This is a genomic window from Microbacterium sp. 1154, from assembly GCF_031455375.1.
Taxonomy (GTDB): Bacteria; Actinomycetota; Actinomycetes; order Actinomycetales; family Microbacteriaceae; genus Microbacterium.
Genome location: NZ_JAVDSN010000003.1, coordinates 264231 through 289136 on the forward strand (window position 1 = coordinate 264231; position 24906 = coordinate 289136).

27 protein-coding genes are annotated in these 24906 nt (G+C 70.7%); 12 read left to right on the top strand and 15 right to left on the bottom strand.

The window, feature by feature from the left end; genetic code table 11:
- Position 1: 1 nt before the first annotated feature.
- Positions 2–931: an AraC family transcriptional regulator gene (locus tag J2X55_RS12985; RefSeq protein ID WP_309823902.1), complete on the bottom strand. Its 930-nt coding sequence runs from the start codon at positions 929–931 to the stop codon at positions 2–4.
- Positions 932–1015: 84 nt separating this feature from the next.
- On the opposite strand from J2X55_RS12985, the gene J2X55_RS12990 reads away from it, so the two are divergent.
- Positions 1016–1477 carry a GNAT family N-acetyltransferase gene (locus tag J2X55_RS12990; RefSeq protein ID WP_115919345.1) on the top strand — a complete coding sequence of 154 codons (462 nt, stop codon included), beginning with the start codon at positions 1016–1018 and terminating at the stop codon, positions 1475–1477.
- 156 nt (positions 1478–1633) lie between these two features.
- Here the strand turns inward: J2X55_RS12990 and J2X55_RS12995 are convergent, their stop codons facing one another.
- Positions 1634–2527: an SDR family oxidoreductase gene (locus tag J2X55_RS12995; RefSeq protein WP_309823905.1), complete on the bottom strand. Its 894-nt coding sequence runs from the start codon at positions 2525–2527 to the stop codon at positions 1634–1636.
- 55 nt (positions 2528–2582) lie between these two features.
- The gene (locus J2X55_RS13000) at positions 2583–4391 is read right to left on the bottom strand and encodes a glycoside hydrolase family 15 protein (RefSeq protein WP_220338173.1); all 1809 of its coding nucleotides are present in this window, start codon (positions 4389–4391) and stop codon (positions 2583–2585) included.
- 181 nt (positions 4392–4572) lie between these two features.
- Between J2X55_RS13000 and J2X55_RS13005 the strand changes: the two genes are divergently transcribed.
- The gene (locus J2X55_RS13005; RefSeq protein ID WP_115919349.1) at positions 4573–5133 is read left to right on the top strand and encodes a Dps family protein; all 561 of its coding nucleotides are present in this window, start codon (positions 4573–4575) and stop codon (positions 5131–5133) included.
- Positions 5134–5232: 99 nt separating this feature from the next.
- Here the strand turns inward: J2X55_RS13005 and J2X55_RS13010 are convergent, their stop codons facing one another.
- From J2X55_RS13010 to J2X55_RS13020, 3 genes are all read right to left on the bottom strand, one after another.
- Positions 5233–5523 (bottom strand): hypothetical protein, encoded by a 291-nt coding sequence (locus J2X55_RS13010; protein ID WP_115919351.1) that lies wholly within the window; start codon positions 5521–5523, stop codon positions 5233–5235.
- Positions 5524–5639: 116 nt separating this feature from the next.
- Positions 5640–8171, bottom strand: coding sequence for a DUF3516 domain-containing protein (locus J2X55_RS13015; protein WP_309823909.1), 2532 nt, complete (start codon positions 8169–8171; stop codon positions 5640–5642).
- A 59-nt stretch (positions 8172–8230) separates the two neighbouring features.
- A complete protein-coding gene (locus tag J2X55_RS13020) occupies positions 8231–8968 on the bottom strand; it encodes a hypothetical protein (RefSeq protein WP_309823911.1) in 738 nt (245 codons plus the stop codon).
- Positions 8969–9058: 90 nt separating this feature from the next.
- On the opposite strand from J2X55_RS13020, the gene J2X55_RS13025 reads away from it, so the two are divergent.
- Together J2X55_RS13025 and J2X55_RS13030 are read left to right on the top strand one after the other, a co-directional pair.
- Positions 9059–10093 (top strand): LLM class flavin-dependent oxidoreductase, encoded by a 1035-nt coding sequence (locus J2X55_RS13025; protein WP_210112119.1) that lies wholly within the window; start codon positions 9059–9061, stop codon positions 10091–10093.
- A gap of 72 nt (positions 10094–10165) precedes the next feature.
- Positions 10166–10651, top strand: coding sequence for a GNAT family N-acetyltransferase (locus J2X55_RS13030; RefSeq protein ID WP_309823913.1), 486 nt, complete (start codon positions 10166–10168; stop codon positions 10649–10651).
- Here J2X55_RS13030 and J2X55_RS13035 read toward each other — a convergent pair.
- Positions 10635–11057, bottom strand: a complete 423-nt coding sequence (locus J2X55_RS13035; RefSeq protein WP_115919359.1) for a hypothetical protein — start codon at positions 11055–11057, stop codon at positions 10635–10637. The genes J2X55_RS13030 and J2X55_RS13035 overlap by 17 nt on opposite strands.
- A 44-nt stretch (positions 11058–11101) precedes the next feature.
- On the opposite strand from J2X55_RS13035, the gene J2X55_RS13040 reads away from it, so the two are divergent.
- Positions 11102–12268, top strand: coding sequence for a GNAT family N-acetyltransferase (locus J2X55_RS13040; RefSeq protein ID WP_309823915.1), 1167 nt, complete (start codon positions 11102–11104; stop codon positions 12266–12268).
- 4 nt (positions 12269–12272) lie between these two features.
- On the opposite strand, the gene yiaA is transcribed toward J2X55_RS13040, so the two are convergent.
- Complete coding sequence (gene yiaA, locus J2X55_RS13045) at positions 12273–12740, bottom strand: inner membrane protein YiaA (RefSeq protein ID WP_115919363.1); 468 nt, start codon at positions 12738–12740, stop codon at positions 12273–12275.
- Positions 12741–12879: 139 nt separating this feature from the next.
- Positions 12880–13173: a hypothetical protein gene (locus tag J2X55_RS13050; protein ID WP_309823916.1), complete on the bottom strand. Its 294-nt coding sequence runs from the start codon at positions 13171–13173 to the stop codon at positions 12880–12882.
- 153 nt (positions 13174–13326) lie between these two features.
- Here J2X55_RS13050 and J2X55_RS13055 point away from each other — a divergent pair, with 153 nt between their 5' ends.
- Complete coding sequence (locus tag J2X55_RS13055; protein ID WP_309823919.1) at positions 13327–14283, top strand: NAD-dependent epimerase/dehydratase family protein; 957 nt, start codon at positions 13327–13329, stop codon at positions 14281–14283.
- On the opposite strand, the gene J2X55_RS13060 is transcribed toward J2X55_RS13055, so the two are convergent.
- From J2X55_RS13060 to J2X55_RS13075, 4 genes are all read right to left on the bottom strand, one after another.
- Positions 14280–14846, bottom strand: coding sequence for a ribonuclease H (locus J2X55_RS13060; protein ID WP_115919367.1), 567 nt, complete (start codon positions 14844–14846; stop codon positions 14280–14282). The two genes, J2X55_RS13055 and J2X55_RS13060, sit on opposite strands and share 4 nt — an antisense overlap.
- Before the next feature lie 89 nt (positions 14847–14935).
- Positions 14936–15997 carry a phosphogluconate dehydrogenase (NAD(+)-dependent, decarboxylating) gene (gene gnd, locus J2X55_RS13065; protein ID WP_115919369.1) on the bottom strand — a complete coding sequence of 354 codons (1062 nt, stop codon included), beginning with the start codon at positions 15995–15997 and terminating at the stop codon, positions 14936–14938.
- 85 nt (positions 15998–16082) lie between these two features.
- Complete coding sequence (locus J2X55_RS13070; RefSeq protein WP_115919371.1) at positions 16083–16583, bottom strand: bifunctional nuclease family protein; 501 nt, start codon at positions 16581–16583, stop codon at positions 16083–16085.
- 105 nt (positions 16584–16688) lie between these two features.
- Entirely contained in the window at positions 16689–17051 is a 363-nt protein-coding gene (locus tag J2X55_RS13075) for a hypothetical protein (RefSeq protein WP_309823920.1), read from the bottom strand.
- 231 nt (positions 17052–17282) lie between these two features.
- Here J2X55_RS13075 and J2X55_RS13080 point away from each other — a divergent pair, with 231 nt between their 5' ends.
- Both J2X55_RS13080 and J2X55_RS13085 read left to right on the top strand, forming a co-directional pair.
- Entirely contained in the window at positions 17283–17564 is a 282-nt protein-coding gene (locus tag J2X55_RS13080) for a metal-sensitive transcriptional regulator (protein ID WP_056230224.1), read from the top strand.
- A gap of 10 nt (positions 17565–17574) precedes the next feature.
- Positions 17575–17901 carry a heavy-metal-associated domain-containing protein gene (locus J2X55_RS13085; protein ID WP_309823921.1) on the top strand — a complete coding sequence of 109 codons (327 nt, stop codon included), beginning with the start codon at positions 17575–17577 and terminating at the stop codon, positions 17899–17901.
- 57 nt (positions 17902–17958) lie between these two features.
- Here J2X55_RS13085 and J2X55_RS13090 read toward each other — a convergent pair whose 3' ends face one another.
- Both J2X55_RS13090 and J2X55_RS13095 read right to left on the bottom strand, forming a co-directional pair.
- On the bottom strand, positions 17959–18255 hold the full coding sequence (locus tag J2X55_RS13090) for a hypothetical protein (protein WP_115919375.1): 297 nt from the start codon (positions 18253–18255) through the stop codon (positions 17959–17961).
- A 100-nt stretch (positions 18256–18355) separates the two neighbouring features.
- Positions 18356–18901, bottom strand: coding sequence for a helix-turn-helix transcriptional regulator (locus J2X55_RS13095; RefSeq protein ID WP_309823922.1), 546 nt, complete (start codon positions 18899–18901; stop codon positions 18356–18358).
- A 132-nt stretch (positions 18902–19033) separates the two neighbouring features.
- Here J2X55_RS13095 and J2X55_RS13100 point away from each other — a divergent pair, with 132 nt between their 5' ends.
- The 4 genes from J2X55_RS13100 to cydC are packed head-to-tail and all read left to right on the top strand — an operon-like array spanning position 19034 to position 24905.
- Positions 19034–20473, top strand: coding sequence for a cytochrome ubiquinol oxidase subunit I (locus J2X55_RS13100; RefSeq protein WP_309823923.1), 1440 nt, complete (start codon positions 19034–19036; stop codon positions 20471–20473).
- A gap of 9 nt (positions 20474–20482) precedes the next feature.
- On the top strand, positions 20483–21508 hold the full coding sequence (cydB, locus tag J2X55_RS13105; protein ID WP_309823924.1) for a cytochrome d ubiquinol oxidase subunit II: 1026 nt from the start codon (positions 20483–20485) through the stop codon (positions 21506–21508).
- A gap of 2 nt (positions 21509–21510) precedes the next feature.
- Positions 21511–23223: a thiol reductant ABC exporter subunit CydD gene (cydD, locus tag J2X55_RS13110; RefSeq protein ID WP_309823925.1), complete on the top strand. Its 1713-nt coding sequence runs from the start codon at positions 21511–21513 to the stop codon at positions 23221–23223.
- Positions 23220–24905, top strand: coding sequence for a thiol reductant ABC exporter subunit CydC (gene cydC, locus J2X55_RS13115; RefSeq protein WP_309823928.1), 1686 nt, complete (start codon positions 23220–23222; stop codon positions 24903–24905). Before cydD ends, cydC begins: the two co-directional genes overlap by 4 nt.
- The last annotated feature ends 1 nt before the right edge of the window (position 24906 follow it).

The following is a 24906-nucleotide window of genomic DNA, read 5'->3' on the forward strand; positions in this document are numbered from 1 at the left end:
GTCAGCGTTCGAGCGTGCGGCGGGGATCCACACGATAGGCCGACCGGTAGGCCTCGACGAAAGCCGCGGTGTCGGTGAACCCCCACCGTGCCACGACGTCGCGGAGGGTGACCGAGGTGGGGTCGGCGCCGACGAGGTCGCTGTGGGCGGCGCTCAGCCTCGCCGCGGCCAGGTGGTCCTCGGGGGTCGAGGCGAGCTGCCCGTTGGCGGCGAACGCCCGCCGGAGACCGGCGACCGAGGCGCCCACGGCGCGCGCGACGTCGTCGACGGTGACCGGCAGAGATGCGTGATCGTCGATCCACGATGTCGCGGACGCGTAGATCGACGCCTGTTCGATCGCCGACGCCCGGCGCTCACGCGGGTCTCCCGCGAGGGGGAACGCTTCGAGAGTGGCCGTCGCGAGGGTGCGGCGCACGTGCGCGCGCACGAGGGGCTCGCTCATCAGGGGCACTTGCGTGAACGACCAGCGCACCGTCGCGAGCCAGTAGTCGCGCAGGCGGCGCGAGACGGGGCCCGTACCGGCGAAGCGGACGGAGAGATCGTCGTCGCCGTAGACCGCGCGTGCCGTCTCGGTCAGCCAGCCGGAATCGAAGGCGATCAGGTGCAGATCGGTATCGTCGGGGCGACCGATCAGCTCGTGACCGGGCTGGACGAGGCCCGGCTCGACGCTGTACTCCCCCGTCTCGGGCCCGACGGTCCACGCGTATCCCGGTGTCGAGGTCGCGAAATAGAACCGGTCCGCTTCGTAGATCACCTCGGCCCGGCATCGCCACGTCAGCCGGCGCATCGAGAAGGCGGCGTCGCCGACGGCGTGCTCCGCGAACGTGCCGCGGTCCGCTTGCACGTCGACGTGCCCGTACTGCGCTTGCAGCCAGGCCTGCGTTTCGGCGACGTCGCTCGTGCGGACGCTCGTGTCGAAGAACTCGTTCATGCGAAGGGGCGTCAACCGCCGTCAGGACGGTGCGCTCCTGCCCATGATAGTTAGGCGAAAGCCTTACCCCTCGAAAGGACCCCGATGGCCGACTCGCCCACCATCCGCCCCATCGCCACGGACGATGCGGGTGAGGTGCTCACGATCCAACGCGCGGCGTTCGCCGGCGAAGCACTCATCTACGGTGATCCGGACATGCCCCCACTGACGCAGACCCTCGACGAACTCCGCGCGGAGCTCGTCGAGAACCTCGGGTGCGTCGCCGTCACGGATGGTCGCCTCGTCGGCGCCGTCCGCGCCCGCCTCGCCGGCGAGTTGCTGCTCATCGGTCGTCTCGCGATCGCCCCCGATCAGCAGGGCGAAGGCCTGGGTACCCTGCTGCTCGCCGCGGTCGAAGACCGCGGCCGCGAGGCCGGGGCGACCGAGGCGGAGCTGTTCACCGGCGGGCTGAGCGAGGCCAACCAGCGCCTGTACGAGCGGGAGGGGTACCACCGCTCCGAAGAGACCGCCGACGGCGAGATCTTCTACCGCAAACCGCTCGGCTGACCCTCCGGCGACGCCTCGAGGACAGGAGAATCAGCCGGCGACAGGGGACTCTGGGGAACCGCCCCTGCTCCCCGCAGAGTGCCTGTTCTCACGTCCCGCGGATGCCGAAAGAGGCCGCCGCCCGAATCCGGACGACGGCCCCTTCTGGCGTGCTGCTTACGGCGTGGGCATGCCGCCGTTGACGTTCAGCGTCTCGCCGATGACGTAGCTCGACTCCGCCGAGGCGAGGTAGACGTAGGCCGGGGCGAGCTCGGCGGGCTGACCCATGCGGCCCAGCGGGGTCTCTTCGCCGAACTCGTCAACCTTCTCGTCTGGCTGGCCGTCGGTGACCTGCAGGGGGGTCCAGATCGGCCCGGGGGCGACGGCGTTCACGCGGATGCCCTTCGGTGCGAGCTGCTGGCCGAGCGCCTTGGTGAAGGTGTTGATGGTCGACTTCGTCGACGCGTAGTCGACGAGGATCGGTGCCGGCGAGTACGCCTGGATCGACGTGGTGTTGATGATGGTGGAGCCGGGCGCGAGGTGCGGCACGGCCTCTTTGCAGATCCAGAACATCGCGTAGACGTTGGTCTTGAAGGTGTCGTCGAACTGCTCGTCCGACAGTGTCGTAACGTCCTCGTTGAAGATCTGCTTGCCGCCGTTGTTGACGACGATGTCGAGGCCGCCGAGGCCCTCGACGGCTTCCTTCACCAGGGTCGTGGCGTAGTCGCGCTCGCGCAGGTCGCCCGGGATCTGCACGACGGTCGCGCCCGCCTCGCGGAGGATCCCGGCGATGCGGTCGGCATCCACCTTCTCCTCCGGCAGGTACGACATGGCGACCGAGGCGCCCTCGCGGGCGAAGGCGATCGCGGTGGCCGCGCCGATGCCCGAGTCGGCACCCGTGATGAGCGCCTTGCGCCCCTTCAACCGCTCGCTTCCGACGTAGGTGTCCTCACCCAGAGCGGCTTTCGGCGTGAGCTCGGCGTCGAGGCCTGGCTCCTTCTGATCCTGGGACTGCGGGTCGATGTCGGCGTAGAGCTTGGTCGGGTCGGTGAACGTGTACTGCGTGCTCATGGCGAGTCCTTTCAGAGGGGGGTCGGATGCCGGGGCGAAGTGCCTCGGCGGAGGATCAGCGGTCGCCGAGTTCGGCGTCGTCGACGAGTTCGCGGATGACGAGAGCGGCGTTGATGAGGGCGAGGTGGCTGAGGGCCTGGGGCAGGTTGCCCCAGAACGCCCCGTCGGCCTCGGCGATCATCTCGGAGTAGATGCCCACGTCGTTGCCCTGGGCGACGAGCGCGTCCATCGCCTCGACGGCCTCGGCGTGACGGCCGACGCAGGCGAGCGCGGTCGCCCGCCAGAAGGCGCACGCGACGAAGGTCTGCTCCTCCTGGTCCATACCCGTGTACCGGTAGACCAGGTGGTTCTCGGTGGTGAGGCGTTCGGTGACGGCATCCAGGGTCTTCGACATCCGCTCCCCGCGGTCGAACCCGGTGGGGGCGTGCAAGAGGACGGATGCGTCGAGGTCTTCGCTGCCCGGGGCGATCGTGTACGCCTGCAGCTTCTCCGACCAGCAGCGCTCGTCGACCCACGCGTGGATGCGGTCGCGCTCGGCCCGCCAGCGGTCGCCGTTGTCGGGGATGTGCCCGCCGCCGGCCAGCCACTGCGCGTCGTCGAGGGCCTTCCAGCAGCCCATCTTCGACGAGGTGTAGTGGCGCAGCTCGGGTAGCTCCCACATGCCGGAGTCCTCGCGGCGCCAGAGGTCGCAGGTGCGGTCGGCGACGTCGGCGAGCAGACGCCCGGTCTGGATGTCGAGGCGATTGCCCGCTTCGACGTAGGTGCGGCACAGGGCGATGAGATCGCCGTAGACGCCGAGCTGCAACTGCCCCTGCGCGGGGTTGCCGGTGACGACCGGCTGGTTGCCGTTCCAGCCGGGGACCTCGTGCTTCTCGAGTCCGATCTCGGCATCGCCGTCGAGCGTGTACATGACCTGCACCTCGGGGCCGTTCTTGCGGATCGTCCGCAACAGCCACGAGATCGCCGCGTGCGTCTCTTCGCGCAGGCCGAAGCCGACCCACGCGTGGGCCGTGTAGGCGAGGTCGCGCACCCAGGCGAACCGGTAGTCCCAGTTCTTGCCACCCCGCGGGTTCTCGGGCAGAGACGTCGTCGCCGCGGCGGCGATCGCCCCGGTGGGGCTGAACAGCAGGAGCTTGAGGGCCAGCGCGCTGCGCTGGACGTCGTCGGCCCACGGACCGTCGTACGAGAACTCGTCCGACCACATCTGCCAGCCGCCGATGGTGCGGTCGATGCCGCGGTCGACGTTCGGCGCGTGCGGGATGCGCAGCGGCTCTCCCTCGGTCGCCGCGATGACGAGCAGGTGCCGCGAGCCCTTCGTCGCGGTGAAGCCTCCGTCGATGCTCTCGTCACCGGCATCCGGCTCTCCGCGCACCCCGTGCTCGTGGCCCGTCACCGCGAGCGAGACGTGACCGATGCGCATGATCGAGAAGCCGTCGATGCGTTCGGTCCAGGGCGCCGCCGAGCGCAGCATCGTTCCGGGTTGCACGCACCAGGCGAACTCGACTTCGCCCTTCACGCCGTCCACGCGCCGTGCGAGCTCCGCCCACGGCAGGCGTCCGGCGATACCGGTCACCATGGCATCCGTCACCGTGGCGACACCCGTCTCGGTGGTGAAGGTCGTCTCGAGGACGTTGGTGTGCTCGATGTAACGGCGCGTGACCTCGTACTCCCCGACGGGCGCGAGCTGGATGCACCCGCCGGCCGACTCGTCCACGAGGCGCGCGAACACCGGGCGGGAGTGGATGTTCGGAAGGGGCAGCCAGTCGACGGACCCGTCGAGGCCGATGAGGGCGACCGTGCGACCGTCGCCGATCGCGGCGTAATCGCGGAGCGGCCGGGAGGGCGAGGGCGGTTCGATGGGCACGTGCTCACGCTAGGAACGGCGCCCGACCGACAAGCCGGGGTTGTCGTTTGGATGCCGAGCGGCTACGGAGACGGGCCGCGGCGGGACCGGGCTACCTCGCCGCACGCGCCCTCGCAACCCCCGCCGCCGCCATCGAGGACCCGCCTAACGTCGCTACCGACCGCAAGTGAAAGGAATGCGCATGTCCACCACCACGAAGGACGCCCCCACCAAGAACCGTCGTCGCCCGGCCCGCGGCGGCAGCGGTCCCGAGACCACCGACGAGCAGAACGCCGAGAAGGGCTTCCAGGCGTCGGAGAAGCTGACCGACAGCCTCCAGGCGGTACTCGTCGACCTGATCGAGCTGTCGATCCAGGGCAAGCAGGCCCACTGGAACGTCGTCGGCAAGAACTTCCGCGACACGCACCTGCAGCTCGACGAGATCATCGACGCCGCCCGTGAGTTCAGCGACACGATCGCCGAGCGCATGCGTTCGCTGCACGCGCTGCCCGACGGCCGCAGCGACACCATCGCCGAGACCACGACCCTGCCCGAGTTCCCCCAGGGCGAGGTCGACACGGCCGAGGTGGTCGACCTCATCACCGAGCGCATCGACGCCACGGTGGGCACCGTCCGCGACGTGCACGACGACGTCGACGACGAAGACCCCACCAGCGCCGACATCCTGCACTCGATCCTCGAGCGCCTCGAGCAGCTGTCCTGGATGGTCAGCGCCGAGAACCGCGTCGCCCGCAAGTCGTAATCACCGCAGAACACACCGGATGCCGGGGCCTCAGGGCCTCGGCATCCGTCGTTCGTGCGGTGGTGCCGTCCGCGCCACGGCTCAGGTCCGCGCGACGGCTCAGCCGCGCGCGATGAGGAACGGCGGGTGCGGGCCTTCGAGGCGGGCCAACGCGATCTTGACGTCCATGAGGGTCGCACCCACCTCGGCGAACCGTCGGTCGACGTCGGCGAACCGTTCGTCGGTGCTCGCTTCAAGGCGATCGAAGCGTCGATCCACACGATCGAAACGCTCGTCTGTGCGCCGCTCCAACCTGGTCAGCATCCATTTCATTCCACCGAGGATGGCGACAGCGAACGTGAGGAAGAACGCGGCGAGGGCGATGAGCGCTTGCACGATATCGAGGTTCACGGGCGGTCCTTCCTGATTCGCGGATGCGTCGAATGTACGTCACGCGCAGGACGGTGAACCATCCCCGCAGGCAAACCGGTGCAGAACTTCACCCGGACCGCCCCGGGGAGGAGCCGTCAGAGCCGCAGCACCTCCGTGACTCGCACGATAGCCGTGCCCTCCTCCTCGGAGGCCGCGAGGTCGACCTCCGCGCGGATACGCCAGTCGTGGTCGCCGGCGGGGTCGTCGATGATCTGCTCGACCCGCCACACGCCCTCGGCGGCCGACGTCTCGTCGATGACGACGAGAGAAGACGAACGCGCCGCTCCCCCGGTGCGGATCTCGTCGTGCTCATCGAAGTAGCGGTCGAGCACCTCGGGCCAGTCCACGTCGGGGTCGAGCTCGACCAGTTCCTCGTCGCGCTGGAGCGCGGCGAGCTGCACGCGCCGGAACATCTCGTTGCGCACGAGCACGACGAACGCACGCCGATTCGTCAGGATCGACGGCGGCGCGGGCGGCACCACCGGAGCATCCGGGTCGTCGGCCGGGTTGATGAGCTGCTCCCACTCGTCGACGAGGCTCGAGTCGACCTGCCGCACCAGTTCGCCCAGCCAGGCGATGAGGTCGAGCAGGTCCGGGGTCTGCGCGTCGACCGGCACCGTCTGACGGATGGCGCGGTACGCGTCGCTGAGGTACCGCAGCACGAGGCCCTCGCTGCGGGCCAGCTGGTACAGCGACACGTACTCGCCGAACGAGCACGCGCGCTCGAACATGTCGCGGACGACCGACTTGGGCGACAGCTCGAAGTCGCGGATCCACGGCTGGCTCGACGCGAACACCTCGTACGCCTGCGCGAGCAGCTCGTCGAGCGGCTTCGGCCACGTGATCTCTTCGAGCAGCTCCATGCGCTCGTCGTACTCGATGCCCTCGCGCTTCATCGCCGCGACCGCCTCCCCGCGGGCGCGGAACTGCTGCTGCGACAGGATCGGCCGCGGGTCGTCGAGCGTCGCCTCGATGACGCTGACGACGTCGAGCGCGTAGTGCCCGGTGCCGACCGATGACGCCGGAGGCGCGGCATCCGGCCCCCGTCCGAGCTCGACCTCGGGGTCGAGCATCTCGATCGCGGCGAGCGCGAACGGCGACAGCGGCTGGTTCAGCGCGAAGTTCGGCTGCAGATCGACGGTGAGCCGGATGCCGTCGGCCCCGGCCTCGACGACACCGGCCTGAACGAGGGTGCGGAAGATCGCGAGGGCACGCCGGGCGAGCTCGTACTGGCGGGCACGGGGCTCGTGGTTGTCGAAGACGAGGGAGCGGACGTTCGCGAAGACGTCGCCTCCGCGGGCGATGACGTTGATGAGCATCGCGGCCGAGAGCTTCATCTGCGGAACGAGCGGTTCGGGCTCGGCCGCGACGAGGCGGTCGTAGCTCTGCTCGGTCCAGTTGACGAACCCCTGCGGCGCCTTCTTGCGGACGATCTTCTTCTGCTTCTTCAGGTCATCGCCGGCCTTGAGGATCTGGGCGGCGTTCTCGATCTCGTGGTCGGGCGCCATGACGACGACCGTCCCCGCCGTGTCGTACCCGGCGCGGCCCGCGCGCCCCGCGATCTGATGGAACTCGCGTGCCGAGAGCTGTCGCATGCGCGTGCCGTCGTACTTGGTCAGCGCCGTCATCAGAACCGTGCGGATGGGCACGTTGATACCGACGCCGAGAGTGTCGGTACCGCAGATGACCCGCAGGAGCCCCCGCTGGGCGAGGGTCTCGACGAGCCGCCGGTACCGCGGGAGCATGCCGGCGTGGTGCACGCCGATGCCCGCCCGCACGTAGCGCGACAGCGTCTTGCCGAAGCCGGTCGTGAAGCGGAAACCGCCGATGGCCTCAGCGATCTCGTCGCGCTGCTCGCGCGTGATGATCCGGATCGACGACAGCGCCTGCGCCCGCTCCATGGCGGCGGCCTGAGAGAAGTGCACGACGTAGATGGGGGCTTGCTTCGTGTCGAGCAGCTCCTGCACCGTCTCATGGACGGGCGTGCGCGCGTACTCGAAATGCAGCGGCACCGGACGCTCGACGCCGGTCACCCGCGCGGTCGGGCGTCCGGTGCGCCGCGAGAGGTCCTCGGCGATGTTCTCGACGTCGCCGAGGGTGGCCGACATGAGGATGAACTGCGCGCGCGTGAGCAGCAGCAGCGGCACCTGCCACGCCCAGCCGCGGTCGGCCTCGCCGTAGTAGTGGAACTCGTCCATCACGACCTGGTCGACGTCCGCATCCGCGCCCCGGCGCAGGGCGAGGTTCGCGAGGATCTCGGCCGTGCAGCACACGATCGGGGCGTCGGCGTTGACCGAGGAGTCGCCGGTGACCATGCCGACGTTCTCGGCTCCGAAGATCTCGACGAGCGCGAAGAATTTCTCGCTCACCAGCGCCTTGATCGGCGCCGTGTAATAGGTGCGTCCGCCCCGGGCGAGGGATGCCGCGTGCGCGGCCACCGCGACGAGCGACTTGCCCGTGCCGGTCGGGGTGGACAGGATCACGTTCGCGCCCGACACGATCTCGATCACCGCTTCGTCCTGAGCGGGGTAGAGGGTGAGCCCGCGCGAGGCCGCCCACTCGACGAAGCCCAGGTACACGGCATCCGGATCGGCGCCGACGGGGACGTTCTCGAGGAGGGGGGTCACTCCCCCACCCTCTCATTCACGGGGCCACCGGAGCCGTCGACAGGCGCAGTGGGGCGTCCTCACCCGCGGTCACTGAAGACGCCGACGTTCTCGCCGTCGAAGACGAACTGCACGCTCGTGCCGATGGGGAACCGCTGGATGAAGGCGTCGGGCATGCCGTCGGCGACGACGAACTGCACGGTGGCGGGGAAGACCCCGGCTCCGCAGCCGCCGTACACGAAGTTGCCGCTGAAGCCGCGGGTGTCGTCGGCGCCCCTCTCGTCAGCGTCCAGCAGATAGAGGCAGGGGTTGCGGTTGTCGGTTGCGTCCGTGGGAGCCCGCCCCGTGAACGCGGCGATGCCGTAGTAGTCCTGATATCCGCGCTCGGCGCCGGTGCGCTGGCCGAAGACCGCGGGAACAGCCGAGTCGGGATCGGGCACGAGGGTGTCGACCTGGGGCGCTCCCGCCGTCGCCGTCACGGGCACGAAGGACACGCTCACCGCGGTTGCCGCGCTGGCGAGGGCGGCGACCACCGCCAGCGAGATCGCCCATACCCAGAGGCGGCGCTTCGAGCGCACGAGGGGAGGGCGCTCGCGACGGATCTCCTCCTCGTCGTCCTGGGCGGACTCGGCCGGGTCGCCGGACTCCTCGGGCGGGCCCGGCGGCGTTCGCGGAGCCGTGGAAAGCCGGTCCTCGCGCTCGAGCTCTTCGAGGTCGCGCAGACGCGAGACGGCGACGGGGTCATCGGCGATGTCGGCTTCCGGTCCGTAGGCCCGTGCGCGCAGCAGACGCAACTCCTCGCGCACGTCGTCGTCCATGTCCTGAATGGTTCCACACCCGCCGGGCGTCGGGGTCGGCTCTCGGTACATGCGCGGGAATAGATCGCCGCGCCGGGCGTTGCATCGCGTATGCGCTCCTTCGGCACACTCTCCTTCGGCCACTACGGCCCCCTCGGCGGTGGTCGTCAGTTGACCGCCGGCGACTCGATGCTCCAGGCGATCGACCTCGCCCAGGGCATGGACGACCTCGGCGTCAACGGCGTCTCGTTCCGCGTGCACCACTTCGCGCGCCAGCAGGCGGCCCCCATGCCGCTGCTCGCCGCGATTGCCGCACGCACCTCGCGCATCGAGGTCGGCACCGGCGTCATCGACATGCGGTACGAGAACCCGCTCATGCTCGCCGAGGAGGCGGCATCCGTCGACCTCATCAGCGCCAACCGCCTCGCGCTCGGCGTCAGCCGTGGGTCACCCGAGACGGTGGTCCGTGGCTACGAGGCCTTCGGCTACACCGGCTCCGAGGACCCGCGCGGCGGCGACATCGCCCGCGAGCACTTCGACCTGTTCCTGCGCGCGATCGACGGCGAGGGTCTCGCCGAGCGCGACCCCATGAGCCCCTTCGGGGGCGGCACGGGTCTGCAGCGCATCGAGCCGCACTCCCCGGGGCTCCGCAAGCGCATCTGGTGGGGCGCCGGCACCACGGCGACCGCCGAATGGGCCGGGCGCATCGGCGTGAACCTCATGTCGTCGACGCTGCTCACCGAGGCCGACGGAACGCCCTTCGATCTCCTGCAGGCACAGCAGCTCGACGCCTTCCGCGCCGCGTGGCGCGAGGCCGGCCACGAGGGCGAACCGCGCACCTCGGTCAGCCGCAGCATCTTCCCGATCGTCACGGCCGAAGACGAGATGTACTTCGGCGGCTCGGCCGGCAGCGACCAGATCGGCGTGATCGACGGCATGCGCTCGACCTTCGGCAAGACGTACGCGGCCACCCCCGACAAGCTCGTCGAGCAGCTGCAGAACGACGCCGCCGTGATGAGCGCCGACACGCTCATGCTGACGATCCCCTCGCAGATGGGCGTGGAGTTCAACCTCCGCCTCGTCGAGAACTTCGCGAAGCACGTCGCTCCCGCCCTCGGCTGGCAGTCGACGCTCGCGACGGTCTGAGCGACACCTCGAGCGAATCCGGATGCCGATGCCCCGGCGTCGGGGTCCGTTCGGCGCATCTACGGTGAGGGGGTGAGCCTCTCCGTCCGTTCCGCCGTGTTCCCGCGGGACACCGCGGCCGTCGGCGCTCTCGTCGGAGCGTACCTGCGCCAGACGGAGGCCGAGAAGGCCGAGCGCGGGCTCGCCGCCGACACGTTTCCCGACCGCTACGCGGGCGAGATCGACGACCCCGCGACCGCTTTCGCGAGGCGCCGGGTCCACGTCGCCGCTCTCGACGGGGAAGACGTGGGCCTCGTCGTGTCGACGGTCACCCCGCTCGGCACAGAGCTCTCGCGGTTCTGGACCGACCCCCGCGCCCGCGGTCGAGGCGTGGGCTCCGCGCTGCTGACGGCTGCGCTCGGCGCAGCCGTGCGACCCGTGCGCCTGTCGGTCTGGGAGTGGCGCGAGCCCGCACTGCGGATGTACCTCGCTGCGGGCTTCGAGATCGTGCCGTCGTGGGATGACCGTCCGGGGCTCGTGTGCCTCGAGCTGCGGTCAGCGCTTACCGGTAGCCGGTGAGACCCCTCGAGCGAGCGATCGTCTGCGACACGAGGTACTCGCCCCACGCGACGGCATAGGCACCGAGAGACGCCCACACCCAGCCGGTCGGCAGAAGGCCCGCGACGCCGAGGATCGAAGCGACCGTCAGCACCACCACGACGGCCAGCACCGGCAGGGCCGCGCGGGGCCCCGCGAGGGCGCCGTCGGTGCGCCAGATCACCAGAACCGCTCCCGCCGTGGCGACCAGGAGGATGAGCGACGCCCACCACGACCCCAGCGTGCCCATCGTGATCGCGGCACCGAGGCCGGCGGTGGCGAGGGAAGCGGTGCGGAGCGAGCGGATCCTCGTCGCAGGGGGCGAAGCGGCGATGGGGTTCTCCTTCGGGGCGGGCCGGTGTCGGGGACGGCTCTCCAGCGTACCCACGCCTCGATCCGACCCCGCTGGGCGGTCATGTCTACGGTGGGCGGGTGGGCATTTCTCTGACGCGCGTCGACCTCTCCGGCGCAGACGACCGCGCCGCGCTGACGGCGTTCCTCATCTCGAACGTTTTTCCGTTCCACGTGCGCGCGCGTCCGACGGTCGCGCAGGTCGAGAACGACATTCGCGCGGGCTCCTGGGACGGCGACGACGTAGAGACCTTCTGGATCGACGACGAGACGGACGGCCGCGTCGGGGTGATCCGGCTGGAAGACCTGCAAGACGCCACCGCGACGGTCGATCTGCGGCTCGCCGAGGGCACCCGCGGTCGCGGCCGTGGTTCCGAAGCCCTGCACCTCGCGACGGAGCGTGTCTTCTCGCACCACCCCGGCGTCATCCGCTTCGAGGGCCAGACTCGCGAGGACAACGTCGCCATGCGGCGGGTCTTCGAACGGTGCGGCTGGGTGCTCGAGGCGCATTACCGCGACGGCTGGCCCGTCGAGGGCGGCGACCCCATGGCATCCCTCGCCTACAGCGTCCTGCGTCGCGACTGGGAAAGCGGCGACACGACACCCGTGCCGCGCGGCCCCGAGGTGATCCTGCGCGGCGAGCTGCGCTGCGCCGACCCCGGCGAAGCGGAGCGCGTCCGGGCCCACCTCGCCGAGCACATCTCGCTGACCCGCGCCGAGCCCGGGTGTCTCGCGTTCGACGTCACCCCCACCGGGACCGACGGCGTCTGGAGCGTGCGGGAGCGCTTCGTCGATGAAGCGGCTTTCGACGCACATCAGCGCCGCGTCGCCGCGAGCACGTGGGGACGCGAGACCGCCGGCATCCAGCGGTTCTACGTCATCCACGGGAGGGCTCTGGATGCCGACGCCCTCATCGCCACGGCCTGGTCGGCCGAAGAGACGCTTCTGCATCCGGCGGTGCGCTCGAGCCCTCGCGAGCTGAACCGGTTGCTCGACCCCGCATTCATCGAGGTCGGCCAGTCCGGCCGTCGGTGGACGCGAAACGAGATCGTCGCCGCTCTCCGGGAAGAGCCGGGAACCGATCGCTCACCCCGTATCGAGGAGCGCGAGAACCGGCTGGTCGGCCCCGACACGGTTCTTCTGACCTACCTGTTGCGCTTCGAGAACCGCGTCAGCCGCCGGTCGTCCCTCTGGCGATGCGACCCCACGCCGCGGTGCCTGTTCCACCAGGGGACGCCGGTCGGCTGAGGCGTCACCCGTTCGCCGGGAAGGCGGTGTACTCCGCCGGCGCACTGTCGGGGTGGAGGTTCCGGAACGCCGCGAGGTCGCGCACGTTCTTCTGCACCGCTACGACGGCGAAGAGGCTCATCGCGAAGCCGATGCCGTAGAAGCCCTTCTCGGACAGCAGCAGCTCGGCGTTCCAGAGGCCGACCGCCATGAGAGCGAGCGCGACGAGAAGCATGCCCCAGGCGACCCCGAGGTACGCGCCGGTGACGGGGATGTCTTCCGCACGGTCGCGGACGGCCTTCTGCACCGAGATGGCGGCGAAGAGACCGAGCAGGAAGACCGAGAGGTAGAAGCCCTTCTCGGCGAGCGTCATGTGCGCGTTGTACAGGCCGATGAAGTAGACCGAGGCGCCGAGCCCGAGCGCTACCCACGAGGCTCCTACGAACGCCCCGGTCGGGCGACCGAGCACCTGCTGAGCGTGTCCATCCGTCATCTTTCCCACCCCTTCGTCGGGCCCCCTGGCGGGGGCATATGCCGTGGCGGAGAAGGTAGCGGACCGCTCATGCCGCAATCGCTATGAATGTGCAATCTGGGGATGGCGAGCGGCGCGCACGCCGCTGTGGACGAGAAGGTCAGCGCGAATGCGGGGGCTTCTGTCGCCCGGCGTCTCTGCCGTTCTCCGCTTCGAACGCCCGGATCGCCCGGACCGCCCTCGAAACCGAGGCCGCCGCGATGCACGTCAAGCCGATGAAGACGATGACCCCCATCCAGAGCCAGAGGGTCTTCTCGTTCGCGCCGATGAGCCTCGCGATCTGCGCCGAGAGGGTGAAAACCATCCCCACGGTGGCCAACACCGCGAGGTTCCGCGTCCGCGTCAGCGCCATCCGCTGCTGGATGAGAGAGGGGGCCCCCGGGGAGTCGGTCATGTCTCTTCTTATCGATTCGAAGCCGTCGAGGGAATCCCCGGCGCAACCGAAGCGCTCCGTGCCCTCTCGCGCGAGGCGATGAACGCCCGTGGCCCCGTCCGCCGTCCGCGAACCCCCTCGCTCTCCCCGGCCGCGGATGATTGGCTGGCCCGCATGCGACAGGTCCTCATCCTCGGCGGCACCGCGTGGCTCGGCCGCGCCCTCGCGGCGCACGCCCTCGCGCAGGGGGCCGAGGTCACCTGCCTCGCCCGCGGCGAGTCCGGCGAGACGGCACCGGGTGCCCGGTTGATCCGTGCCGACCGAGGCGTCCCCGACGCCTACGCGCGCGTGCAACGCGACTGGGACGAGGTGGTCGAACTCTCGTGGGACGCGGGGTTCGTGGCATCCGCCCTCGACGCCCTCGCCGACCGGGCCGCGCACTGGACCCTCGTGTCGAGCGTCTCGGTCTATGCCCGCTCCGACATTCCGTTCGCCGACGAGTCGGCGGAGCTCGTCGAGCCGAGCGACCTCGACCAGTACGCGGATGCCAAGGTGCACGCCGAACGACTCACCTCGGCGCGACTGGGCGACCGAGCGCTCCTCGCCCGGGCGGGGCTGATCGTGGGGCCGGGCGACCCCAGCGACCGCTTCGGCTACTGGCCGGCGCGCTTCGCCCGCGGCGGTCGCGTGCTCGCGCCGGAGACCAGCGGTCGCCACGCCCAGGCGATCGACGTCGACGATCTCGCCGCGTGGATCGAGCACGCCGGACGCACGGGCGTCACGGGCCCGATCAACGCGGTCGGCGAGGAGCTGCCCCTGGCGGCGGTGCTGGCGGCAGCGCGCGACGCGGCGGCCGTTCCGGGCGAGACGGTCGCCGTCGACGACGACACCCTGACCGCGCGGGGCGTCGCCTACTGGGCAGGGCCGCGATCCCTCCCCCTGTGGCTGCCCGTGAGCGCGGGGGGCTTCGCACGGCGCAGCGACGCGGCCTTCGTGGCATCGGGAGGTCGTCGTCGTCCGCTGGCCGAGACGATGCGGCGCACACTCGAGGACGAAGCCGCACGGGGTCTCGACCGCCCCCGACGCGCGGGCCTGACCCTCGACGAGGAGGCGGAAGTGTTGGCCGGCTAGCGCCCGTTGCGGTCGGCCGCCGAGCGTGGCGGAGCCGACGAGACCTCGAGCGTGTCGAGACCGCGCAGCGAGGTCCAGATGAGCTCCTCGCCCTTCGCGGCGTGCTGCGACGCGCGCACGGCGCGCTCGTCGGCCCACGAGTTGAGCACGTGACCGGAGTGGCCGCGCACGTGTTCGAGGACCACGTCGGGCAGCCCCGCCTCGCGCCGCGCGTCGCGCGCCGCGATCAGCGCCTCGAGGATGCCCTGGTTGGCGACCGGCTTCTTCGCGCTGGTCACCCAGCCGCGGCGGCGATGGCCGTCCATCCACTTCGAGTAGGTGTCGATGGCGTATTTGGAGTCGGCCTGCACGACGAGCTCGCGCACGTCGGAATGGTCGGTGATGGCGTACAGCAACCCGAGCAGTTCGCCGATGTTGTTCGTGCCCTCGGGGATCGACCCGGCCGCCCAGTGTCCGTCTTCGCCGACCCAGGCCCATCCCGCCGGCCCGGGATTGCCCTTGCAGGCGCCGTCGGTGGCGACGACGTAGCGGTCAGCGGGCGACGGGGAATCGGTACTGCTCATCCCTCTAGTCTCCCCCGGGGCGCCGCGGACGAACGACGACGCCCCCGCCGCCGGTCCGATGACCGGCGGCGGGGGCGATAGCGCGAGGGTCAGTCGCGACCGCTCTCGGCCTTCTTCTGACCGGCCTCGAGCACATCGCCCGCGGGCAGCTCCTGGTGCCCGCCAAACTGCAGACGCATCGCCGAGAGCACCTGGTTGGCGAAATGGTCCTCGCCACGCGAGGCGAAGCGCTCGAACAGCGAGGCGGCCAGCACGGGCACCGGAACGCCCGTGTCGACAGCGGCCTTGACGGTCCAACGCCCCTCGCCGGAGTCGGACACGCGGCCGGCCAACCCGTCGAGCGTGGGGTTCTGCGCGAGAGCCGCGGCGGTGAGGTCGAGCAGCCACGACGAGATGACCGAGCCGCGGCGCCAGAGCTCGGTGACGCGGGCCGTGTCGATGTCGAACTGGTAGAACTCGGGCTCCTCGAGAGGAGCGACCTCGGCGGAGTGCTCGCCCTGGTGCAGGCCCGCGTCGGCGTTGTTCAGCACGTTCAGGCCCTCGGCGAGGGCTGCCATGATGCCGTACTCGATGCCGTTGTGGACCATCTTCACGAAGTGACCCGAGCCGGAGGGGCCGGTGTGCAGGTACCCGCGCTCCTCGGTCGTGTAGTCGCCGGTGCGACCGGGCGTGCGCTCGACCTCTCCGGGGCCCGGCGCGATCGTGCGCAGGACGGGCTCGAGGTGCGAGACGGCCTCGTCGTGCCCGCCCACCATGAGGCAGTAGCCACGCTCCAGTCCGAACACGCCACCGCTGGTACCCACGTCGACATAGTGGATGCCGCTCTCGTCGAGCTTCTTCGCCCGGCGTACGTCGTCGCGGTAGTTCGAGTTGCCGCCGTCGATGATGATGTCGCCCGGCTCGAGGACGGCGGCGACCTCGTCGACGACCTTGCCGGTGAGGCCGGCGGGGATCATGAGCCACACGGCGCGGGGCTTCTCGAGCTTCGAGGCCAGGTCGGCGATGCTCGTCGCCCCGGTGGCGCCCTCGGCGACCAGCGATGCCACGGCATCCTGATTCACGTCGAACACGACGCAGTCGTGACCATCCCTCATGAGGCGGCGCACGATGTTGGCGCCCATTCGTCCGAGTCCGACCATGGCGAGTTGCATTGGTTCCCCGTTCGTCGTGGATCACGGCCGCCGCACGCGGCCCCTCCGCGAGTCTAGGAGCGTCCGGGGGCACTCGGGATCGGTGCTAGCCCTGGAAGTCCTCGGGATCGACGTCGTCCAGGAACCGCCGGAACTCCTCCACCCGGTCCTCGTCGGCGCCGCCGTCCAGCTCCACGGCCTCGTCGGGCACACCCGCCTCGTCGAAGACGGCGTCCGCCACGAGGATCGGCGCATCCGCGCGTGCCGCGAGGGCGATGGCATCCGAGGGACGCGAGTCGAAGGTGCGGGGACCTGCCGGAGTGTTCAGCACGACCCGCGCGTGGAAGGTCCCCGCGTCGAGGTGGGTGATCTCGACGCGATCGACGGATGCCGACAGCTCGCCGAGCATCGCGGTCATGAGGTCGTGCGCGAGGGGACGCGGCGAGCCCGTACGTTCGATCGCGACGAGGATCGACATGGCCTCTTGCGGACCGATCCACACCGGCAGCACCCGGTCGCCGTGGGTCGCGGTGTCGACGGGCTTCAGCAGGATCACGTGCTGCTGCGAGGGGTCCAGGGCGACTCCCACGACACGCACCCGGATCATGGGGCCATCGTACGGGGCGCACCCGTCGCGCGAGCGTCGCCCGCGCGACGCCGGAAGCTGGCACCGCCGCGACGACGGAGACCGTCGGCGGGGGCGGCGGGCTCGTCACCACCCGAACGCGTTGAACCATTCGCGACGGCGATCGGCCTCGACGCGGGACTCGTCGCCCCGCCACGAGTCATGGGGCTCGAGCAGACCGTCGCCGTCCCGGGAGACGAACGCCCAGCAGAGCGGGCACAGGGCACGGCCATCAGGGAACCCGTCGTCGAGCGTCGGCGCGCGTTCGGCCGGGGTGCCCGCGGCGGCGCATTCCGGCGGGTCGGCCTGCAGGTCGCTCCACAGCAGACGACCACCGGTGCGGTGGTGCAGGCCGCGGTGGCCGTCTTCACGGGTGCAGATCTCGCCGTTTCTTCGGCTGAGACACAGTCTCCGAGCGGCGCCCGGAAGCGCTGCCAGTGTTCGCGTCATCCTTCGATTCTCGCCGCTGCGAGCGCAACGGGGGCAGGTGCGGGATGCGCACGGGGCGGTGGGGGCCGGTGGGGAAGGGGTCGGCGGTCATCGCTGACCACCACCGGTACGACGAGAGAACATGTCGACCTCCTGATGAGACGACCATCCGCCCGTCAGCCGGGAATTCCGAGGGGGTTGACAGGACGACGGTCGGTGCTAGGTATACCCCACGGGGGTATCATCGAGTCCATGCACGGATACGAGGGCCACAAGGACGACCTCCTCAAACGCCTCCGCCGAGCCGAGGGACAGGTGCGCGGCATCGCGCGCATGGTCGACGACGACCAGTACTGCATCGACATCCTGACCCAGGTCTCGGCGGTGACCAAGGCGCTCGAGAACGTCGCCCTGTCGCTGCTCGACGACCACCTCTCACACTGCGTCGCCGAAGCGGCCGCCCAGGGCGGCCCCGTCGCGGAAGAGAAGCTGAAGGAAGCCAATCAGGCCATCGCGCGCCTGGTCCGCTCGTAAGGAGACACGCATGACCGAACAGCGCATCGACCTCGGCCTCACCTCGACCTCGCCCGCGGGTGGCGGCTGCGGCGCCGCCTGCGCGTGCGGCCACGGCACCGCGGCATCCCCCACCTCCTCAGAGGACTCGGCAGCCGGCGTGCTGCGCGTCGAGGGGATGACGTGCGAGCACTGCGTGCGCGCGGTCACCGAGGAGCTCAACACCGTCGAGGGCGTGCAGGTGGTCGACATCGACCTGCGCGTGGGCGGCACCTCGCTCGTGCGCATCGCGGGCGAAGCCGACGACGACGCACTCGCCGCGGCGATCGACGAAGCGGGTTACACGCTCGTCCGCTGACCTGGACAGGGTCGGCGGCGCCCTGCGCACGGGGGCGCGCTCACCGCGACGCGGACGTCAGAAGACGCGGCGCACCAGCGCGTCGACGGCCGCGTGGAACGTGAGGTGCTGCGACACCTCGACCGCGCGGTCGTAACGCGCACCGCCGAGCGCCACGAAGACGGCGCCGACGACCTCGACGTACCCGACGATGTACCCGTCGCGGGCGACCTCGTACAGGTCGAGATCGATGCGCGTCCACGGGATCTCGGTGGGAACAGGCGGGGCCACGAGGGGGACTGCGGTCGCCTTGGCGGCGGCGCGAGCGGCGGCCTTCGTCGATCCCGGGCGGCTGAGGGGTGCTTCCATGACCATGCGAGAACTCCTTGGCTCTTCCGGGGTGTTCTCAGAGTGCGTTGTCCGGCCCTGAACCGCGCGGCCCTTGACGGGACGACGGATCGGGGATACGGCGAGATCAGACGGCGCTGCGTGCGGGGCGGCCCCGGCGTGGGCGCTCCTCAGACAGGTCGAACGGCTCCGCCCCCACGGTGAGCCTCTCGACCTCGTCGAGCCAGCGCAGGTCTGCCTCGAGCCTCTCGCGGCGAGCCGCGCGCACGATGGCCGCGGGAACGGCATCCGTCGTCTCGTCCTGGACCTCGGCGAGCGCCGCACGGACGGCATCGCGTTGAACGGACAGGATGCCGGGCACGTCCGCCCCCGGCAGCGTCAGGGCCAGCGCGATCTTGAGGGCGACGTCGTCGCGCCCCTCGACCAAGGACGGCCCGGCGAGCCATGCTCTCACCTCGGCCCGGCCGTCGGCGGTCAGCTCCCACAGCACGCGCGCTTCGTCGTCGAGGCCCGCGCCCTGCACCAGCCCATCGCGCTCGAGACGCTCGAGGGTCGTGTACACCTGCCCGACGTTGACGCGCGCGCCGGTGCGACGCTCGTATTCGGCCCGCAGTTGAGAGCCGTAGCAGGTGCCGCGATCGAGGATCGCGAGCAGGCTCAGACGGACGGTCACGGGCGCCTCCTGGCGGGTCAGAAATGACTTGCCGAGTATATCGTTCGACGCCGAGGGATCCCCCGACGCGCCGGTAAGGCCCGGCGTAGCATGTGGTCTGACCACACAAGACGGTTCGATCGGAGGCTCCTGATGGAGTGGCTCGACCCCCTCGCCCTCGCCCGCTGGCAGTTCGGGTTGACGACGCTGTACCACTTCCTCTTCGTCCCGCTGACGCTCGGCATGTCGCTCATCGCGGCGATCTTCCAAACCATCTGGTACCGCACCGGAGACGTGCGGTGGCTGCACATCACCCGCTTCTTCGGCAAGATCTTCCTCATCAACTTCGCCATGGGCGTGGTGACCGGCATCGTCCAAGAGTTCCAGTTCGGTATGAACTGGTCCGCCTACTCCCGCTTCGTCGGCGACGTCTTCGGAGCCCCGCTCGCCTTCGAGGGCCTGCTCGCCTTCTTCCTCGAGGCCACCTTCATCGGCCTCTGGATCTTCGGGTGGGACAAGCTCCCCCGCCTCGCGCACCTCGCGAGCATCTGGATGGCGTCGATCGGCGCGACCCTGTCGGCGTACTTCATCATCGCCGCGAACGCCTTCATGCAGAACCCGGTCGGCTACCAGATGTCCGCCGACGGACACCGCGCCGAGTTGGTCGACTTCTGGGCGATGCTCACCAACCCCGTCGCCCTCGCGGCCTTCCCGCACACGATCTTCGCCGGGTGGATGTTCGCGGCGATGGTCGTCGTGGCCGTCTCGGCCTGGCACATGGCCCGCGGGCGCAACACCGACCTCATGCGTAAGACCCTGCGCTTCGGCCTCTGGTCCACCCTCGTCTCGTTCGTCCTCGTCGCCATCGTCGGCGACCAGTTGAGCCTGGTGATGGTGGCGACCCAGCCGATGAAGATGGCGGCAGCCGAGGCGACGTTCAACACCGTCTGCGGACAGGATGCCTCGTTCTCGATCTTCACGCTCGGCACCCCCGACGGAACCAGCGAGCTGTTCTCGATCCGCGTGCCCTTCCTGCTCAGCATCCTGTCCACGCACTCGCTGGACGGCTGCGTCGAGGGCATCAACGACCTCAACACGCTGTACAGCCAGCAGATGTTCCCCCAGTTCGCCGACCAGGTCGACGGCAACTTCGCCCCCGTGCTGTGGGTCACCTACTGGGCCTTCCGCTGGATGATCGCCCTGGGTGGGATCGCGGCGCTCGTCAGCGTCGCGGGCCTCTGGGTCACGCGCAAGAAGGCGACCCGCCCGGTCGCCCCGTGGATGTGGCGCGTCGCGATCTGGGCAGCTCCCCTGCCGATGCTGGCGAGCCTCGTCGGCTGGATCTTCACCGAGATGGGCCGACAGCCGTGGATCGTCTTCGGGCTCATGCTCACGCAGGACGGCGTCTCGCCCAGCGTCCCCGGCTGGAGCGTGCTCATCTCGTTGATCGCCTTCACCCTCGTCTACGCCACCCTCGCCGTCGTGGAGTTCGGCCTCATCGTGAAGTTCGCGCAGAGGGGCCCCGATCCGCTGCCCGACCCCGATGCCGAACACGACGACTCGGTCGAGAACACCCCGACCACGGTCTACTAGGAGCCCCTCATGGACCTCGCACACCTCTGGTTCTGGATCGTCGCCTTCCTCTTCGTGGGCTACTTCGTGCTAGACGGCTTCGACTTCGGCGTGGGGATGTCATTGCCCTTCCTCGGCAAGGACGACATCGCCCGTCGCCAGATCATCAACACGATCGGCCCCGTCTGGGACCTCAACGAGACCTGGGTGATCGTCGCCGGCGCCGCCCTGTTCGCGTCGTTCCCCGAGTGGTACGCGACGCTGTTCAGCGGCTTCTACCTGCCGCTGCTGGCGATCCTCATCGCCCTGATCGCCCGCGGCGTGTCGTTCGAGTACCGCCACCAGCGCGACTCCGCGAGGTGGAAGCGCACTTTCGACCGCATGATCGTCGCGGGGTCCGCCGCCCCCGCGTTCCTCTGGGGCGTGGCGTTCGCGAACATCGTGCAGGGCGTGCCGCTCGATGCCGACCACGAGTACGTGGGCACCGTGCTGACGCTGCTGAACCCCTACGGCATCCTCGGCGGGCTCACGACCCTCAGCCTGTTCTTCCTGCACGGGGTGTACTTCGTCGCGCTCAAGACCGACGGCCAGGTGCGCGCCGACGCGAGGCGCCTCGCGGGCCGCGCGGGCCTCGTCACGATCGCCCTGGCCGCGCTCTTCCTCGTCTGGACGATCGCGAACGCCGCCGGCGCCCCGCTGTTCCTCGGCGTGGTCGCCCTCTCGGGCGTCGCCGCGCTGACGCTGATCGGTTCGTGGCTCGCCAACGCCCGCGACCGCGAGGGCACCGCCTTCACCCTCGGCGCGGTGACCATCGTCGCCGCCGTCGCCGCGCTGTTCTTCGCGCTGTTCCCGAACGTCATGCCCTCCACGCTCGGTGCAGGCTCGAGCCTCACGATCGACAATGCGTCGAGCACCGACTACACGCTCACGATCATGAGCTGGGCGGCGCTCATCTTCCTGCCGCTGATCCTCGCTTACCAGGGCTGGACCTACTGGGTGTTCCGCAAGCGCGTGACCCGCGCCCGCATCGAGAAGGCCGCGCTCGTCGCCCACTGACCATGAAACCCGTCGACCCGCGGCTTCTCCGCTACGCCACCGCCTCTCGCGGCTTCTTCGCCGTGACCGCGGCGATCGTGCTCGCGCAGACGGGCGTGATCGTCGGGTTCGCGTGGGCGCTGACCGCCGCGCTGGTCGGCGTGATCGAGGGCCGGCCGGTCGACGAGCTGTGGGGATACGTGGGGGTGGCGGCATCCCTCGTGCTTCTGCGGGGACTGCTCATCGCGGCCTCGGAGAGCGCGGCGGCGCGGGGGGCGGCGGCGGCGGCGCGGCAGGTGCGGGCGGCGCTCGTGGGCGCGGTCGTTCGTCTCGGACCGGGCTGGCTGGCCCGGCGCAACTCCGCGTCCCTGTCGCTCACCGCGGGACACGGGCTCGAGGCGCTGGATGCGTACTTCGGGCGATACCTCCCGCAGCTCGTGTCCACCGCGCTGACCATGCCGATCGTGATCGGCGCCATCGCCCTGGCCGACCCCCTGTCGGGGCTGATCGTGGTGCTGACGATCCCCCTGATCCCGCTGTTCATGGTGCTGATCGGCCTCGCGACCCGCGGCGTCCAGGAGCGCCAGTACCGAACCCTCGGCCGCCTCGCCGCGCGTTTCGCCGACACCGTCGAGGGCCTGGGAACGCTCAAGGCGTTCGGCCGTCAGCACCGCGCGGCGCGCTCGATCGAGACCCTCACGCGGGACTACAAGCGCGAGACGATGACGGTGCTGCGCGTGTCGTTCCTCTCGGGGTTCGCGCTGGAGTTCCTGGCCTCGATCTCGGTCGCGATCGTCGCCGTCACCATCGGCTTCCGCCTGCTCTCGGGCGATCTGACCCTGCTGACCGGCCTCTTCGTGCTCTTGCTCGCCCCCGAGGCGTACCTGCCGCTGCGCCAGGTCGGTGTGCAGTTCCACGCGGCGTCCGAGGGGGTGGCGGCCACCGACGAGATCTTCGACGCCCTCGACGCCGCCCGCGCGGTCGAAACCCCCGAAGAGCGGATCCCGGATGCCGGTACCCCGGCGCTCGGCTCGACGATCGCCCTCGACGGGGTCCGCGTGCACCGCGAAGGGCACGCGCTCCCCACGGTCTCGCTGTCGGTGTGGCCCGGAGAGATCGTCCTCGTGACCGGGCCGAGCGGCGTCGGCAAGTCGTCGCTGATCGCCGCGCTCCTCGGGTACGCGGAGCACGACGGGCGGGTGCGCATCGACGGCGTCGCCGTGCCGCACGCGCGCGCGTCGGTCGCCTGGGCGGGGCAACGGCCCGGTCTGGTCTCGGGCACCGTCGCCGAGAACGTCGCGCTCGGCTCCCCCGCCGACGCCGACCGGATCGCGGCAGTCCTCACCGATACGGGGGCGGCCGACATCGACCCGGCCACCCCGCTCGGCGCCGGCGGCGCGGGACTCTCGGGCGGGCAGGCTCAGCGCGTCGCCGTCGCGCGGGCGCTGTACCGCGCGCGGGTCGGCGGCGTTCCGGTGCTCGTGCTCGACGAGCCCTCGAGCGCTCTGGATGCCGACACCGAGGCGCACCTGTGGACGACGCTGCGGCGCGAGGCCGACGCCGGCCGTGGCGTGCTCCTCGTCTCGCATCGCCGCTCCGCCCGCGCGATCGCCGACCGCGTGGTCGAGCTCACGCCCCCGTCTTCCCCGCTCGAGTCGCCGGAATCTGTCGCCCGAGCGGTCCCTGAAGTGACAGACTCCGGCGACTCACGCGGGGTGGAAGAGGTCCGCTCGTGAACGCCCGGGTGCGCGGCATCCTGAACTCCGCGATGCCCTCGCGTCGGCGCTTCGCGCCCGCGGTACTGTCGGGCTTCGGCACCGCGGCGAGTTCGATCGCGCTGCTCGCGGCGAGCGCCTGGCTCATCGCCCGGGCCGCAGAGCAGCCGCTCGTGATGTACCTGTCGATGGCCGTCGTCGGCGTCCGCGCGTTCGCGCTGTCGCGCGGGGTGTTCCGCTACCTCGAGCGCCTCACGGGTCACGATGCCGCCCTGCACCAGCTCGCCGGTGTCCGCGCCGATCTGGTGCGCGACCTGGTTCCGCTCGCCCCCGACGGTCTCGCGCGCTCGCGCCGCGGCGGGCTGCTCTCGAGTGTGGTCGACGATGTCGAGGAGCTCCAGAACCTCCCCCTGCGGGTCGTGCTGCCGCTCTCGGTCGCCGCGGTGACCTCTCTCGCCGCCGTGGCCTTCACCGCTTTCATCTCGTGGCCGGCCGCCCTCGTGCTCCTGGCGTGCCTCGCCGGCGCCTTCGGCCTCGCGGTCGCCGTCGGCTGGGCTGCGGGCGCCCGCGCCGAGCGCTCGATCGCACCGCTGCGCGCCGACGTCGCCGACGCGGTGCACGATCTGCTCGCCCGTCTCGACGTGCTGACGGCGTACGGGGCCCTGGACGCCGCGACCGAGCGCGTCCGTCTAGCCGATACCGCGCTGCGCCGGGCCGTCGTCCGACGCGGCGGCGCCCAGGGGCTCACCTCGGGCGCGGTGTCGGTGCTGGCGGGGGTCGCCTCTCTCGCCGCCCTGCTCGTCGCCGCTCCCGCGGTCACCGGCGGGACGCTGTCGGGGCCCGGTCTCGCGGTCGTCGTGCTGCTGCCGATGGCGGTGTTCGAGGTGTTCGGGCCGGTGCCCCTCGCCCTCGCCTCGTGGCGGCAGGTGCGGGCGGCGGCGGAGCGCATCGCCGAGGCCGTGCCCGAGAGCGTCCCGGACGGGCTCCCGCGAGACGAGCCGTCCGCGACCGACGAGGCGCCCGCCCTCGGCGCGGGGATCGAGCTCCGTGGCATCCGGGCGCACTGGCCCGCCCGCGGTGACGACGGGGGCGACTCCGGCCGCCTGCACGAGGTCGACCTGCGCGTCGGGCCCGGCGAGCGCGTCCTCGTGACGGGCCCGAGCGGGGCGGGCAAGACGACGCTCGCCCACGTCATGACCCGCTTCCTCGACTACGAGGGGTCGTACCGGATCGGTGGCCGCGAGACACGGAGGATCGCGGGAGACGACCTGCGCCGCACCGTCGGGCTGATCGAGCAGTCGCCCTACCTGTTCGACGAGTCGGTCCGCCAGAACCTGCTGTTCGCGCGCGAGAGCGCGAGCGACGAGGAGCTGTGGACGGTGCTCGATCGGGTCGGACTCGCCGACTGGACACGAGAGCGTGGGGGGCTGGACGCCGCGGTGGGCGATCGGGGCGGGCTCGTCTCCGGCGGTCAGGCGCAGCGACTGGGCCTCGCGCGGGCCCTCTTGCGCGGCTTCCCGGTGCTCGTGCTCGACGAGCCCACCGCGGGCGTCGACCCGGCGGCATCCGATGCCCTCCTGGGTGACCTGCTCGGTGCCGTCGGACGCGAAAGCGCGGTGGTCCTGATCTCGCACGTGGAGGTACCCCCGGGGCTCGTCGACCGCGAGGTGCGGCTCGAGAACGGACGCATGGCGGCGGAATGAG

What these genes read in the sequence shown, in the direction of transcription:
- gnd (WP_115919369.1), bottom strand. Translation starts at nt 15,997, where the DNA reads ATGCAACTCGCCATGGTCGGACTCGGACGAATGGGCGCCAACATCGTG.
- J2X55_RS13050 (WP_309823916.1), bottom strand. Translation starts at nt 13,173, where the DNA reads ATGACCGACTCCCCGGGGGCCCCCTCTCTCATCCAGCAGCGGATGGCG.
- J2X55_RS12990 (WP_115919345.1), top strand. Translation starts at nt 1,016, where the DNA reads ATGGCCGACTCGCCCACCATCCGCCCCATCGCCACGGACGATGCGGGT.
- J2X55_RS13075 (WP_309823920.1), bottom strand. Translation starts at nt 17,051, where the DNA reads ATGACGCGAACACTGGCAGCGCTTCCGGGCGCCGCTCGGAGACTGTGT.
- J2X55_RS13025 (WP_210112119.1), top strand. Translation starts at nt 9,059, where the DNA reads ATGCGCTCCTTCGGCACACTCTCCTTCGGCCACTACGGCCCCCTCGGC.
- J2X55_RS12995 (WP_309823905.1), bottom strand. Translation starts at nt 2,527, where the DNA reads ATGAGCACGCAGTACACGTTCACCGACCCGACCAAGCTCTACGCCGAC.
- J2X55_RS13100 (WP_309823923.1), top strand. Translation starts at nt 19,034, where the DNA reads ATGGAGTGGCTCGACCCCCTCGCCCTCGCCCGCTGGCAGTTCGGGTTG.
- yiaA (WP_115919363.1), bottom strand. Translation starts at nt 12,740, where the DNA reads ATGACGGATGGACACGCTCAGCAGGTGCTCGGTCGCCCGACCGGGGCG.
- J2X55_RS13085 (WP_309823921.1), top strand. Translation starts at nt 17,575, where the DNA reads ATGACCGAACAGCGCATCGACCTCGGCCTCACCTCGACCTCGCCCGCG.
- J2X55_RS13090 (WP_115919375.1), bottom strand. Translation starts at nt 18,255, where the DNA reads ATGGTCATGGAAGCACCCCTCAGCCGCCCGGGATCGACGAAGGCCGCC.
- J2X55_RS13020 (WP_309823911.1), bottom strand. Translation starts at nt 8,968, where the DNA reads ATGGACGACGACGTGCGCGAGGAGTTGCGTCTGCTGCGCGCACGGGCC.
- J2X55_RS13005 (WP_115919349.1), top strand. Translation starts at nt 4,573, where the DNA reads ATGTCCACCACCACGAAGGACGCCCCCACCAAGAACCGTCGTCGCCCG.
- J2X55_RS13080 (WP_056230224.1), top strand. Translation starts at nt 17,283, where the DNA reads ATGCACGGATACGAGGGCCACAAGGACGACCTCCTCAAACGCCTCCGC.
- J2X55_RS13070 (WP_115919371.1), bottom strand. Translation starts at nt 16,583, where the DNA reads ATGATCCGGGTGCGTGTCGTGGGAGTCGCCCTGGACCCCTCGCAGCAG.
- J2X55_RS12985 (WP_309823902.1), bottom strand. Translation starts at nt 931, where the DNA reads ATGAACGAGTTCTTCGACACGAGCGTCCGCACGAGCGACGTCGCCGAA.
- cydD (WP_309823925.1), top strand. Translation starts at nt 21,511, where the DNA reads ATGAAACCCGTCGACCCGCGGCTTCTCCGCTACGCCACCGCCTCTCGC.
- cydB (WP_309823924.1), top strand. Translation starts at nt 20,483, where the DNA reads ATGGACCTCGCACACCTCTGGTTCTGGATCGTCGCCTTCCTCTTCGTG.
- J2X55_RS13060 (WP_115919367.1), bottom strand. Translation starts at nt 14,846, where the DNA reads ATGAGCAGTACCGATTCCCCGTCGCCCGCTGACCGCTACGTCGTCGCC.
- J2X55_RS13055 (WP_309823919.1), top strand. Translation starts at nt 13,327, where the DNA reads ATGCGACAGGTCCTCATCCTCGGCGGCACCGCGTGGCTCGGCCGCGCC.